The sequence below is a fragment of the Achromobacter aegrifaciens genome, assembly GCF_902859965.1.
Classification (GTDB): domain Bacteria; phylum Pseudomonadota; class Gammaproteobacteria; order Burkholderiales; family Burkholderiaceae_B; genus Achromobacter; species Achromobacter aegrifaciens.
In genome coordinates this window covers 147,768-160,166 of record NZ_CADIKO010000003.1, presented here as the reverse complement: position 1 = coordinate 160,166, position 12,399 = coordinate 147,768, and the positions used below count along the sequence as shown (strand labels likewise).

At 67.7% G+C, this 12,399-nt stretch carries 10 protein-coding genes; 6 read left to right on the top strand and 4 right to left on the bottom strand.

The annotated features are described in order from the left end of the window. Window positions 1-77 precede the first annotated feature (77 nt). The gene (gene purU / locus HV793_RS19750) at window positions 78-932 is read left to right on the top strand and encodes a formyltetrahydrofolate deformylase (protein ID WP_119452128.1); all 855 of its coding nucleotides are present in this window, start codon (window positions 78-80) and stop codon (window positions 930-932) included. A gap of 3 nt (window positions 933-935) precedes the next feature. On the opposite strand, the gene HV793_RS19745 is transcribed toward purU, so the two are convergent. Next, window positions 936-1,883: a LysR family transcriptional regulator gene (locus tag HV793_RS19745; protein WP_054457446.1), complete on the bottom strand. Its 948-nt coding sequence runs from the start codon at window positions 1,881-1,883 to the stop codon at window positions 936-938. Between the two features lie 125 nt (window positions 1,884-2,008). Here HV793_RS19745 and HV793_RS19740 point away from each other — a divergent pair, with 125 nt between their 5' ends. Genes HV793_RS19740 through HV793_RS19730 form a run of 3 tightly spaced genes read left to right on the top strand, consistent with a single transcriptional unit; the run spans window position 2,009 to window position 5,879 of the window. Beyond that, window positions 2,009-3,709 (top strand): acyl-CoA dehydrogenase family protein, encoded by a 1,701-nt coding sequence (locus HV793_RS19740; protein WP_175159394.1) that lies wholly within the window; start codon window positions 2,009-2,011, stop codon window positions 3,707-3,709. Between the two features lie 47 nt (window positions 3,710-3,756). Further along, window positions 3,757-4,740, top strand: a complete 984-nt coding sequence (locus tag HV793_RS19735; RefSeq protein WP_054457449.1) for a Bug family tripartite tricarboxylate transporter substrate binding protein — start codon at window positions 3,757-3,759, stop codon at window positions 4,738-4,740. A gap of 11 nt (window positions 4,741-4,751) precedes the next feature. Then, window positions 4,752-5,879, top strand: a complete 1,128-nt coding sequence (locus HV793_RS19730; RefSeq protein ID WP_175213821.1) for a CaiB/BaiF CoA transferase family protein — start codon at window positions 4,752-4,754, stop codon at window positions 5,877-5,879. Between the two features lie 12 nt (window positions 5,880-5,891). Here HV793_RS19730 and ggt read toward each other — a convergent pair whose 3' ends face one another. Continuing rightward, a complete protein-coding gene (gene ggt / locus HV793_RS19725) occupies window positions 5,892-7,649 on the bottom strand; it encodes a gamma-glutamyltransferase (RefSeq protein WP_175213820.1) in 1,758 nt (585 codons plus the stop codon). 125 nt (window positions 7,650-7,774) lie between these two features. On the opposite strand from ggt, the gene HV793_RS19720 reads away from it, so the two are divergent. Further along, the gene (locus HV793_RS19720; RefSeq protein WP_054457455.1) at window positions 7,775-8,680 is read left to right on the top strand and encodes a LysR family transcriptional regulator; all 906 of its coding nucleotides are present in this window, start codon (window positions 7,775-7,777) and stop codon (window positions 8,678-8,680) included. Between the two features lie 87 nt (window positions 8,681-8,767). Here the strand turns inward: HV793_RS19720 and HV793_RS19715 are convergent, their stop codons facing one another. After that, entirely contained in the window at window positions 8,768-9,760 is a 993-nt protein-coding gene (locus HV793_RS19715; RefSeq protein ID WP_054457457.1) for a tripartite tricarboxylate transporter substrate binding protein BugE, read from the bottom strand. 241 nt (window positions 9,761-10,001) lie between these two features. Here HV793_RS19715 and HV793_RS19710 point away from each other — a divergent pair, with 241 nt between their 5' ends. After that, window positions 10,002-10,901, top strand: a complete 900-nt coding sequence (locus HV793_RS19710) for an AEC family transporter (RefSeq protein WP_175213819.1) — start codon at window positions 10,002-10,004, stop codon at window positions 10,899-10,901. A gap of 69 nt (window positions 10,902-10,970) precedes the next feature. Here the strand turns inward: HV793_RS19710 and fumC are convergent, their stop codons facing one another. Beyond that, the gene (gene fumC / locus HV793_RS19705; RefSeq protein ID WP_054457461.1) at window positions 10,971-12,365 is read right to left on the bottom strand and encodes a class II fumarate hydratase; all 1,395 of its coding nucleotides are present in this window, start codon (window positions 12,363-12,365) and stop codon (window positions 10,971-10,973) included. Window positions 12,366-12,399 lie beyond the last annotated feature (34 nt).

The window sequence follows — 12,399 nt, the reverse complement described above, 5'->3', positions numbered from 1 at the left end:
CCCACGCCGCGCATGCCGCGCGTGGCGCCATCAACAAATACTGTCACCTCTTCTCCTTTTTCTCCTCTCCCTGAACCATGCAGCACAACGACTACATCCTGACCCTGTCCTGCCCCGACCGCACGGGCATCGTGTACCGCGTCAGCGGCCTGTTGTTCGAATTGGGCTGCAACATCCTGGATTCGCAGCAGTTCGGCGACGAAGAGACCGGGCGCTTCTTCCTGCGGGTGCACTTCGACGTCCCGGCGGGCGTAGCCGCCAGCGACCTGCGGGCGCGGCTGGACGGGATGTCGGCGGAATACGGCATGGAGCTGAAGCTGCATGACGCCCGCCGCAAGGAACGCCTGCTGATCATGGTCAGCAAGCAGGGCCACTGCCTGAACGACCTGCTGTTCCGCGTGCACAGCGGCCATCTGCACGCCGAAGTTGCCGCCATCGTCTCGAACCACAACGACTACGCCAGCCTGGCGGCGTCCTACGGCATCCCGTTCCACCACCTGCCGGTCACCGCCGACACCAAGGCGGAACAGGAAAAGCAGGTGCTGGCCCTGGTCGATCAGGAAGGCATCGACCTTGTGGTGCTGGCCCGCTATATGCAGATCCTGTCGGAAGACATGTGCCGCGCGCTGAACGGCCGCGCCATCAACATCCACCACAGCTTCCTGCCCAGCTTCAAGGGCGCCCGCCCCTACCACCAGGCGCATGCGCGCGGCGTCAAGATCATCGGCGCCACCGCCCACTACGTGACCTCGGACCTGGACGAAGGCCCCATCATCGACCAGGACATCGAACGCGTGGACCACACGATGACCGCCCAGGACCTGACCCAGGTCGGCAGCGACATCGAATCCCTGGTGCTGTCGCGCGCCGTGCGCAGCCACGTCGAGCACCGCATCCTGCTCAACCGCAACAAGACCGTCGTCTTCCGCTGATCCTCAGCTTGCGGATCGCCGTCCGGCGGATTCGCCTGGCGGCGGATCCTCGGGCGCGCCTGCCCCCAGCGGGAACTGGCGCGCCGCCATTTCCACCGCCTTTTCCTGCAGCGGCGAACGCGCAGCCTCGGGCCAGATCATCTGGCTGACCGAGCGGGCCGCGTGCTCGAAGGCAATGAAGCGCGTCCCCGCCAGCCCGCTGCGCGACAGGCAGGCCGGCACGATGGACACGCCCAGCCCCTGCGACACCAGCGACGCCACGCTCAGCCAGTGCCTGACCTCGTGCCGGATCACGGGCATGAAGCCCGCCGACACGCACATGGACAGCACCGTCTCGTAATAACTGGGCGAAGCGGCCCGGGCGAAGAACACGAAGTCGTCCGCGGCCAATTCCGCCAACCGCAGGGACTCCCGGCCGGCCAGGGGATGCGCCTGCGGCAGGCACACCACGAAAGGCTCGGCCATCAAGTCGCGCGCCAGCACGCCTGGCGGCACCGGATTGGCATGGATGAAGCCCAGATCCTGCTCGCCGCGGCGCACGGCCTCGATCTGGTCATGGGAATTCAATTCGGTCAGCACATGTTCCACGTCGGGCAGCTCGGCGCGCATGGCGTTGAGCAGCGCCGGCAGGCCGCGGTACAGCATGGAACCGACGAAGCCGATGCGCAGCCGGCCGCGCAGGCCCGCGTCCACGCGCTGCACCAGTGTGCGCACCTCTTCCGCCTGGCGCAGCAACGTCAGGGCTTCCCGGTACAGCACCTGGCCGGCGTCGGTCAGCTCGACGTGGCGGCTGGTGCGGGTCAGCAGGCGCGCGCCGACGTTGTCCTCCAGTTGGCGGATGGCGTAGCTGAGCGGCGGCTGGGAAATGTGCAGCCGCGTGGCCGCGCGGCTGAAGTGGCGTTCTTCGGCCACGGCGATGAAATAGCGCAACAGGCGCGGATCCAGGTCCATTTGTCTCCCCTGGGACTGCAATCCATACTTTTTTTGGATTGTTCTACACACAAACAGTATTTGTATAGATTAATCCATGCAAGCACCATCACAGGCATCGTTCCCGTCTTCAGCAGGATGCCGCCATGGATACCCCCGTCAAGACCGCGCCCACCGCCGCCACGCCCGTTCCGGATTCGCGCGGACAAAACCTGTTCAGCGCGGACCCTTACGCCGAGGCGCTCAGCCGGCGCTACCTGCCGCCCGCGCTGCACGCCCACCTGCTGCCCCACCTGGAACGGCTGGGCGCGCTGGCAGGCGGCGTCATGGACGAACTGGCCGCCACCGCCGACAAGCACCCGCCCACGCTGTCCGTGCGCAGCCGCGCCGGCGCCGACGAGTCCCGCATCGACAAGCATCCGGCCTACGTCGAACTGGAGCGCCTGGCCTACAGCGAATTCGGCCTGGCGGCGCTGTCGCACCGCGGCGGCGTCCTGGGTTGGCCCGAACCCATGCCCGCGGCCGCCAAGTACGCGCTCAGCCACCTGTTCGTGCAGGCGGAGTTCGGCCTGTGCTGCCCGGTCAGCATGACCGACTCGCTGGCTCGCACCCTGCGCAAGTTCGGCGACCCGGAACTGGTCGAGCGAGTCCTGCCCGAAGTGACCTCGCAGGATTTCGATGCGCTGCGCCAGGGCGCCATGTTCATGACCGAACAGGGCGCCGGGTCCGACGTCAGCGCCACCGAAGTGACCGCCACGGCGCAGGACGACGGCACCTGGCTCATCCACGGCGACAAATGGTTCTGCTCCAATCCGGACGCAGGCTACGCCATGGTGCTGGCGCGCAGCGAATCCCAGCCCGGCCTGAAGGGCGTATCGCTGTTCCTGCTGCCGCGCGACCTGGCCGACGGCACGCACAACCACTACCGCATCCTGCGCCTGAAGGACAAGCTGGGCACGCGCTCGATGGCCAGCGGCGAGATCCGCCTGGAAGGCGCGGTGGCCTGGCTGGTGGGCGAGCGCGGCCGCGGCTTCAAGCACATGGCCGACATGATCAATAATTCGCGCCTGTCCAACGGCATGCGAGCCGCCGGCCTGATGCGCCGCGCCGTGACCGAGGCGGTCTATGTCTCGCAGCACCGGCGCGCCTTCGGCAAACGCCTGATCGACATGCCGCTGATGCAGCGCCAGTTGGTCAAGATGACGGTCTGGGCCGAACAGGCCCGCAGCGTGATGTTCCAGACGGCGCGTGCGCTGGCCGACGCGGACCAGGGCGCGGCCGATCCGGCGCTGGCGCGCATCCTCACGCCGCTGATCAAGTTCCGCGCCTGCCGCGATGCGCGCAAAGTGACCGGCGACGCCATGGAAGTGCGCGGCGGCTGCGGCTACATCGAGGAATGGACCGAACCGCGTCTGGTGCGCGACGCCCACCTGGGCTCCATCTGGGAAGGCACCAGCAACATCGTGGCGCTGGACGTGCTGCGCGCCATCACCCGGGAAAACTCGCTGCCGGCGCTGCGCAGCCATATCGACGGCCTGCTGGCCGCAGGCCGCCCCTGCCCGCCCGAACTGGCCGACATGCAGGCGCGCGCGCTGGAGCAGACCTATGCCCTGGCCGAACACGCCGCGCAGGCCGACCGCCCCGAGCTGGCGCGCCAGGCGGCTTCGCTGCTGTACCACGCGGTTTCCATGGCCGCCCTGCGCTGGGAAGCCACCGAACCCGGCCTGGAAAGCCGCGCGCTGCTGGCCGACCAGGTGCTGCAGCATCGCCTGGGCCCGCGCGATCCCTATGCCATTGCGGCCGACGAAAGCACGGCGTGCCGCGCCATCCTGCAATACGCGCTGTAAGAACCGACGCCGGCGGCACAGCCGGCGCGCAACCACTGGAGACAAGCATGAACCGAACCTTCGCCCCTTTGCTGCTGGCGGCTGCCGCCGCCATCGCCCCCGCCGCACCCGCGCTGGCCGCGGACGCCTATCCCTCGGCCCGGCCCGTGACGCTGATCGTGCCCTTCCCGCCGGGCGGTCCCACCGACGCCCTGGCGCGCAGGCTGGCCGACAAGCTGCGGCAACCGCTCAACCAGAACGTCATCGTCGAAAACCGCGCAGGCGCCGGCGGCAACATCGGCTCCGAGTACGTGGCGACCGCCAAGCCGGACGGCTACACCCTGCTGTTCGGCACCTCGGGGCCGCTGGCGATCAACGTCAGCCTGTACAAGAAGCAGGGCTACAACCCCGAGACCAGCTTCGCGCCCATCATCCGCATCGGCCACCTGCCCAACATCCTGGTGGTGAACCCGTCGGTGCCCGCCAACAATGCGCAGGAACTGATCGCCTACGCCAAGAAGAATCCGGAAAAGCTGAGCTACGCCTCGTCGGGCAACGGCGCCTCGTCGCACCTGGCCGGCATTCTCTTCAACAATATGGCCGGCACCCAGATCATGCACATCCCCTACAAAGGCACGGGACCGGCCCTCAATGACCTGCTGGGCGGGCAGGTGTCGATGTCGTTCACCGACATCCTCACCGCGCTGCCCTACATCAAGGCGGGCAAGCTGCGCGCCATCGGCCTGGCCAGCGCCCAGCGCTCGGATGCGCTGCCCGACCTGCCGACGCTTTCCGAGCAGGGACTCAAGGGCTACGACGTCAGCGTCTTCTTCGGCATCGTCGCGCCCAAGGGCACGCCGGCTGACGTAGTGGACACGCTGAACCGCGCCTTCAAGACCGCGCTGTCCGATCCCGAGGTCGCGCAGACGCTGCGCAGCCAGGGCATCGTCGAAGCCCAGGACCAGACGCCGCAGGGCCTGGCGACCTTCATCTCGGCCGAAGTGCCCAAATGGCGCGACCTCATCAAGAGCGCCCACGTTTCCATCGACTGAACGGACCCCACATGGCTGCAACCCTGCCCAACGCCGGCGCGCTCGCCGGCTGCAAAGTGATAGACCTGTCGCGCGTGCTGGGCGGCCCCTATTGCACGCAGATCCTGGCCGACCACGGCGCCGACGTGCTGAAGATCGAGCCGCCCGGCGGCGACGAGACGCGCGGCTGGGGCCCCCCCTTCCTGGGCGATACGGCGTCCTACTTCATCGGCGTGAACCGCAACAAGGACGGCATGACGCTGGACCTATCGCAGCCCGCTGGGCAGGAATTGCTGCGCCATCTGCTGGCCGACGCCGATGTGCTGGTGGAGAACTTCAAGCCCGGCACGCTGGAGAAATGGGGCCTGGGATACGAAACGCTGAGCCGCGACTTCCCCGCTTTGATCCATTGCCGGGTCAGCGGCTTCGGCGCGGACGGTCCGCTGGGCGGCCTGCCCGGCTACGACGCCTGCGCCCAGGCCATGTGCGGCCTGATGAGCGTGAACGGCGATGCGGACGGCGAAGCCACCCGGGTCGGACTGCCGGTGGTGGACATGGTGACCGGCCTGAACGCGGCCGTGGCCATCCTGCTGGCGCTCAATGAGCGTACGCGCAGCGGACTGGGGCAATTCCTGGACATCACGCTGTACGACTGCGCCCTGTCGCTGCTGCATCCGCACGCGCCCAATTACTTCTACAGCGGCAAGGTGCCCGCGCGCAGCGGCAACGCGCACCCGAACATCGCGCCCTACGAAACGCTGCCCACGGCCAGCGGCCCGATCTTTCTCGCGGTCGGCAACAACCGCCAGTTCGCGCAGCTGGCTCAGGCTTTGGAAGCGCCAGGATTGGCGGACGATGCGCGCTACGCCACCAACGCCGACCGCCTGCGCAACCGCTCATCCTTGCGCGACGATCTGTCCGCGCTGCTGGCGGGCCACGACGCCGCTACGCTGGCCGACCGTCTGCTGCGTGGAGGCGTCCCCGCCGCCGCCGTACAGACCGTGGACCAGGCCTTGGCGCATCCGCATACCCGCCATCGCGGCATGGTGCTGGAGCAAGGCGACTATCGCGGCGTGGGTTCGCCGATCAAGCTGTCGCGCACGCCAGCCACGCTGCGCAAGCTGCCGCCGACGCTGCGTCCCGCCGACGCCGGCGAATAGGCCCGCGCGGCCTCAGCCGCCCTGGGCCACGCCTTCGCGGCGCGGATCGGCGCCGCCCTGCAGGCCGCCAGCATCGATCACGATGCCGTGGATGCCGCTGGGGAATTCGGTGATGCGCACCGGATGCCCCATGCGCTCAAGCTCTGGCGCCAGCGCCTCCAGCGCGGTGCCCTTCTCCAGCTCGGTCTCCTTGTTGCGGCTGCCCATGTTCGGCAGGTCGATGGCCGCCTGGATGTCCAGGCCCCAGTCCAGCACGCCCACAATGGTCTTGGCCACATAGTTGATGATGGCGCTACCGCCCGGCGACCCCACCAGCAGATAGGGCTTGCCATCGCGCAGCACGATCATCGGCGCCATCGAGCTGCGCGGGCGCTTGCCCGGTTCGATGCGGTTGGCGACGAGGCGGCCCTCGGGATCCTTGTAGGACGAGGAAAAATCCGTCATCTCGTTGTTCAGCAGGAAGCCGCGCACGAAGATCTTGCTGCCGAACTCGTTTTCGATGGTGGTCGTCATGCTCAAGGCATTGCCCTGGGCGTCCACCGCCACGAGATGGCTGGTCGAGGGCAGCGCCCACGCGTCGTCCTTGCCCAGCGACAGCAGCTTGCCTTCCGGATCGCCGGGCAGCGCCACCTTCATGCTGCGGTCCGGCTGGATCAGCGCGCCGCGCGCGCGCAGGTAGGCGGGGTCCAGCATGGCGCGCACCGGCACCCGCACGAAGTCCGGATCGGCCACGTAGAAATCGCGGTCGGCGAACGCCAGCCGGCCAGCTTCCGAAAAGTAATGCACCGCCTCCAGGCTGCCCGGCTTGTAGCGGGCGAGGGGGAACTGCTCCAGTTCGCCCAACATCTGCAGCACCGCGATCGGGCCGCTGCTGGGCGGCCCCATGCCGCACAGCTGGTAGCCGCGATAGGCGCCACAGACGGGATCGCGCGTCTTGGCGCGATAGCCCGCCAGGTCGGCCAGGGTCAGGTCGCCGGGTACGGCGTGGCTGCGCACGGCGGCGACGATATCCCGGGCGATGTCGCCCTGGTAGAACGCGTCCGCGCCTTGCTCCGCCACGGCGCGCAGCGTGCGCGCGAATTCCGGGTTCTTCAGCACGTGGCCCACCGGCCAGGGAGCGACGTCCGGCGCGTAGAAGTAGGCCGCGGCCGCGGCTTGCGTGCGCAGTTCCTTGTTGCCGGCCAAAAGCTTATGCAAGCGCGGCGACACGGCAAAACCTTGTTCGGCCAGCCGGATCGCGGGCTGGAACAAGTCGGCCCAGGGCAGCGCGCCCTGCTCCTTGTGCGCCAGCTCCAAGCCTCGCAGCAAGCCCGGCACGCCCACCGCCAGGCCGCTGTTCACCGCGCGGGCGAATGGCACCGGCTTGCCGTCCGCATCCAGGAAACGTTGCGGCTGGGCCGCGGCGGGCGCGGTCTCGCGGCTGTCGTAGGTCTGGATACGGCCGCTCTTGGCCGAATACACCACCATGAAGGCGCCGCCGCCGATGCCCGACGATTGCGGCTCCACCAGGTTCAGGACCAGTTGGGCGGCGATGGCGGCGTCCACCGCGCTGCCGCCCCGGCGCAGCATCTCGTCGCCCGCCTGCGTCGCCAGCGGATTGGCCGATGCCATCATGAAATGCGGCGCCCGCACCAGTTGGCGCGTCTGTATGCCGCTGGCGGCCTCGGGGTTCAGGTCCTCGGCGGCCTGCGGCGTGCGGGCCCAGGCCGCGGGCATGGCGGCAAGCGCGGCGGCAAGCATGAGGGCGGCGGCGTGGCGGGGTGCGCGCATGGGAAGCTCCAGTGTGCGCCGGCTTTCCGGCAGGGGTTCATGATAGTCAAGGCGCCCGCGGCTGTCGCGACGCCAGCCGCATCCGGCTTAGAATCGCGGTTTCCGCCCACCGTCCCCACCGTGCCATGCGTTTGCGCCACATCGAGATTTTCGAAGCGATCCGCCGTACCGGATCCCTGACCGAGGCCGCGGCCGCGCTGCATATCTCGCAGCCCGCGGCCAGCAAGCTCCTGGCGCACGCCGAGGCGCAGCTGGGCTTCAAGCTGTTCGAGCGCGTCAAGGGCCGGCTCGTCGCCACGCGCGAAGCCGAGATCCTCACGCCCGAAGTCGCGCGCCTGAACCAGGACCTCAACAGCGTGCGCAGGCTGGCCGCCAGCCTGCGCGACCATCCCAACGGCCACCTGCGACTGGGCTGCGCGCCAGCGCTGGGCCTGGGGCTGCTGCCCGGCGTGGTGCGCGACAGCCGCGAGGCGCAGCCCGGCATCACCTTCGACATCCACACGCATCACAGCACCGAACTCGTACAGGGGCTGCTGACGCGCGAACTGGACCTGGCCATCACCTTCGACACCAACGACTATCCGGGCCTGACCCGCATGGGGCTGGGCCACACGGAGCTGGTGCACCTGAGCCGCAAGGAAGGCACGGGACCGCTGCCGCTGGCGGAGCTGACGGCCATGGCGGGCGACACGCTGATCGTGCTGGACGCGGCCGACGCCTCCGGCGCCCTGCTGCAGATGGCATTGGACGCGCAGGGCCTGGATCCGCAAGTCGCCATCCAGGTGCAAACGCACTACGTGGCCTGCGCGCTGGTGGACGCAGGCTGCGGCGACGCCATCGTGGACGCCATCACCGCGCAGGCGATGCTGCGTCCCGGCATGAACCTGCGCCGGCTGGACCCCGCGCTGCGCGTGCCGATCAGCATCATGGTGCGCAACCAGGATCCGCTGTCGGCGCTGCACCGTGACTTCATCGAACGCTTGCGCGCCGCCTGCGAAGCGCTGCAGGCCGGACTCGACGCCGCGGCCTGAAGCGGCCGGCGCACAAAAAAAAACGGGCGCCCGAAGGCGCCCGTCATTGCGTGCAGACAGGGCAGGCAGCGCCCGCCCCGAGCGGCGTCAATCCAGCTTGATGTTCTGCTTCTTCACGACGTCCTTCGCCCAGTCATACTGCTCTTTGATTTCCTTGGCGAATTCTTCCGGCGTGTTGCCCGACGGCGCCGAACCCTGGTCGTCCAGCGCCTTGATGACCTTGGGGTCCTTCAGGGCCACCACGGCAGCGTCGCGCAGCTTGTTCACGACTTCCATCGGCGTGCCCTTGGGCGCCAGCAGACCGTACCAGACCGGCTGGTTCAGCACCGGGAAGCCGGCGTCCTTGAAGGTCGGCACGTCCTTGATCGAATCGATGCGGGTCGGCCACGCGATGGCCATGGCGCGCAGCTTGCCCGCCTGGATCTGCGGCATCGACGACGGCAGGTTGTCGAACAGGATTTCGATCTGGCCGCCGACGGCGTCAGCCACGGCCGGGCCCGAACCCTTGTACGGCACGTGCACGATGTCCGTGCCGGTGGCCATCTTGAACGATTCGCCCATCAGGTGCAGCACGCCGCAAGTGCCCGAGCTGCCGTAGGAGTACTTGCCCGGGTTCTTCTTCAGCTCTTCCAGGAAGCCCTTGAAGTCCTTGGCGGGGAACTTCGGGTTCACGGCCACCACGTTGGCGGTGTTGGCGAAGTTGGTGACCGGCTGGAAGTCCTTGATCGGATCGTAGGGCAGGTCATTGGGGCGGCAAGCGGGGTTCACGGCCATCGTCGACACGGTGGCGATCGACAGCGTGTAGCCGTCAGCATCGGCGCGCGCGGCTTCGGATGCGCCGATGGCGCCACCGGCGCCGCCCTTGTTTTCCACAACCATGGGCTGGCCCAGTTCCTGGCTCATGCGCTGCGTCACCAGGCGCGCGATGATGTCGGTCGAGCCGCCAGGCGCGAACGGAACGATGACGCGGATAGGCTTGCTCGGGTACTTGTCGGCAGCGAAGGCGGCGGAGGCGCCAAAGGTGCCGGCAACGCCGGAGGCCAGGGCAATGGCCACGGCCAGGGAGCGGACTTTATTCATAGGTGTGTTTCCTCCAATATGCGAGCCCGTGTGTGTACGGACCGTTGTGTGATGCGCCTGCCTGTAGACAGGTCAGCAATGAACGGCGGGAGGGCGCAAGTTCTGTGCGCAGGGAGAGCACTGCTTTTATAGGTTGCTTGTGGCACATGCGCCCGCCAGAATGACGGAGAATAGCAGCAAATGCTTACAGACGCATAGCGCCGGGATCCCCTTCTGACGCGCATCAAATACCTGCTCTCACATGTCCGTTGCCCTTCTGGTTTTCCCTGATTTCATGCTGGTCGCGCTGGGTTGGGCGCTGCGTCACAAACTGAATTTCTCGCGCGAATTCTTCGCCGGCACCGAGCGTCTGGTTTACTTCGTCCTGCTCCCCGCACTGCTGTTCCAGTCCATCCTACGCACCCCCATCACCGCCGGCAACGCCGCCATGCTGCTGCAGGCCTGCGCAGCCGTCATCGCGACCGGCGTCGCGCTGACCTGGCTGGCGCGCTGGGCGCTGCGGCCGTCGCCGCTCAGCCTGGCCTCGTCCGCGCAATGCGGCTACCGCTTCAACACCTATCTCGGCCTGGCCTTGTCGGCCAGCCTGGGCGGCGCCCAGGGCCAGACGGTCATGGCGCTGATCGTCGGGTTCGCCGTGCCGATGGCCAACATGGCGGCGGTCTACGGCCTGGCGCGCCACAGCGGCGGCAACCTGCTGCGCGAACTGGCACGCAACCCGCTGGTCATTTCCACGCTGGCCGGCCTGGCCTGCAATCTGGCCGGCGTGCATCTGCCCGGCCCGCTGGACACGGCGCTGGGACGCCTGGGCGCTGCCGCGCTCGCGCTGGGCATCATGTGCGTGGGCGCCAGCCTTTCATGGGAAGGCGGCAAGGGCCATGGCGCGCTGATCGCCTGGATGCTCGGGGTCAAGCTGCTGGCGCTGCCCGCGGTGGCCCTGCTGATCGCGCATCTGCTGGCGCTGCCGCCGCTGGAATCGCAGATGCTGCTATTGTTCGCGGCCCTGCCCACCGCGTCCGCGGCCTATGTGCTGGCCATGCGCATGGGCGGCGACGGCCGCATGGTGGCCGTGCTGATATCGCTGGGCACGCTGCTTTCGGCGTTGACGATTCCGCTGTGGCTGATGCTCACCGGCGCAGGTTGAGCGGCAAGGCCCGACAACGAAAAAAGACCGCCGCGGCGGTCTTTTTTCATACACGCACAGGCCCGCTTACTAGGACTTGTGCGCGTTGGTCATGGAAGCCGGCACCACCCATTCGGCGAACTGCGCTTCGGTCACGTAGCCCAGCGCCAACGCCGACTCCTTCAGCGACAGGCCTTCCTTGTGCGCCTTCTTGGCGATCTGCGCGGCCTTGTCGTAGCCGATATGCGGATTCAATGCCGTCACCAGCATCAGCGAACGGTCGACCAGTTCGGCGATGCGCTCGCGATTGGGTTCGATGCCGGCGGCGCAATGCTCGTTGAAGCTGGCCATGCCGTCGGTCAGCAGGCGCACCGATTGCAGGAAGTTGTGAATCACCAGCGGCTTGAACACGTTGAGTTCGAAGTTGCCGCTGGCGCCGCCGATATTGATGGCCACGTCGTTGCCCAGCACCTGCGCCGCCAGCATCGTGATGGCTTCGCATTGCGTCGGGTTGACCTTGCCCGGCATGATCGAGCTGCCCGGCTCGTTCTCGGGAATGCTGATTTCACCCAGGCCCGAACGCGGACCGCTGGACAGCCAGCGCACGTCGTTGGCGATCTTCATCAGGCCGGCTGCCAGCGACTTCAGCGCGCCGTGCGCGAACAGCAGCGCTTCGTGCGAAGCCAGGCCCTGGAACTTGTTGGGCGCCGACACGAAGGCAGTGCCGGTGGCATGCGCCAGTTCGGCGGAAACCTTGGCGCTGAACTGCGGGTGCGCGTTCAGGCCCGTGCCCACGGCCGTGCCGCCGATGGCCAGCTGGTGCAGGCCAGGCAGGGTGGCGCGGATCTGCTGCTCGGCCAGGTCCAGCTGGGCCACGTAGCCCGACAGCTCCTGACCCAGCGTCAACGGCGTGGCGTCCTGCAGGTGGGTGCGGCCGATCTTGACGATGTCGTAGAACTCGGCGCTCTTGGCCGCCAGCGTGGCGCGCAGCGCCTTCAGCGAGGGCAGCAGATGATGCTCGACCTGCACCGCCGCCGCCACGTGCATGGCGGTCGGGAAGGTATCGTTGGACGACTGCCCGCGGTTGACGTGGTCGTTGGGGTGGACCTTGCGTTCTTCGCCGCGCACGCCGCCCATCAGTTCCGAAGCGCGGTTGGCCAGCACCTCGTTCATGTTCATGTTGCTTTGCGTGCCCGAGCCGGTCTGCCAGACCGACAGCGGGAACTCGTTGGGCCATTTACCGGCAATGACTTCATCGGCGGCGCGGACGATGCCATCGGCGATCTTCGGATCCAGTTCGCCCAGATCGGCATTGACCTTGGCCGCCGCGCGCTTGAGCCGCGCCATCGCTTCGACCAGGGGGACCGGCATCTTCTCGGTGGAAATCGCGAAAAAATGCAGCGAACGCTGGGTCTGGGCGCCCCAGAGGTGATCCTCAGGGACTTCGATGGGACCAAACGTGTCTTTTTCAATGCGGGTCTTCATGGCGCGTGCTACTCCGTGGCGACGTCGATTACGG

Excerpts from the sequence above, each read along its gene's own strand:
- purU (WP_119452128.1), top strand. The coding sequence starts at position 78 with ATGCAGCACAACGACTACATCCTGACCCTGTCCTGCCCCGACCGCACG.
- HV793_RS19745 (WP_054457446.1), bottom strand. The coding sequence starts at position 1,883 with ATGGACCTGGATCCGCGCCTGTTGCGCTATTTCATCGCCGTGGCCGAA.
- HV793_RS19740 (WP_175159394.1), top strand. The coding sequence starts at position 2,009 with ATGGATACCCCCGTCAAGACCGCGCCCACCGCCGCCACGCCCGTTCCG.
- HV793_RS19735 (WP_054457449.1), top strand. The coding sequence starts at position 3,757 with ATGAACCGAACCTTCGCCCCTTTGCTGCTGGCGGCTGCCGCCGCCATC.
- HV793_RS19730 (WP_175213821.1), top strand. The coding sequence starts at position 4,752 with ATGGCTGCAACCCTGCCCAACGCCGGCGCGCTCGCCGGCTGCAAAGTG.
- ggt (WP_175213820.1), bottom strand. The coding sequence starts at position 7,649 with ATGCGCGCACCCCGCCACGCCGCCGCCCTCATGCTTGCCGCCGCGCTT.
- HV793_RS19720 (WP_054457455.1), top strand. The coding sequence starts at position 7,775 with ATGCGTTTGCGCCACATCGAGATTTTCGAAGCGATCCGCCGTACCGGA.
- HV793_RS19715 (WP_054457457.1), bottom strand. The coding sequence starts at position 9,760 with ATGAATAAAGTCCGCTCCCTGGCCGTGGCCATTGCCCTGGCCTCCGGC.
- HV793_RS19710 (WP_175213819.1), top strand. The coding sequence starts at position 10,002 with ATGTCCGTTGCCCTTCTGGTTTTCCCTGATTTCATGCTGGTCGCGCTG.
- fumC (WP_054457461.1), bottom strand. The coding sequence starts at position 12,365 with ATGAAGACCCGCATTGAAAAAGACACGTTTGGTCCCATCGAAGTCCCT.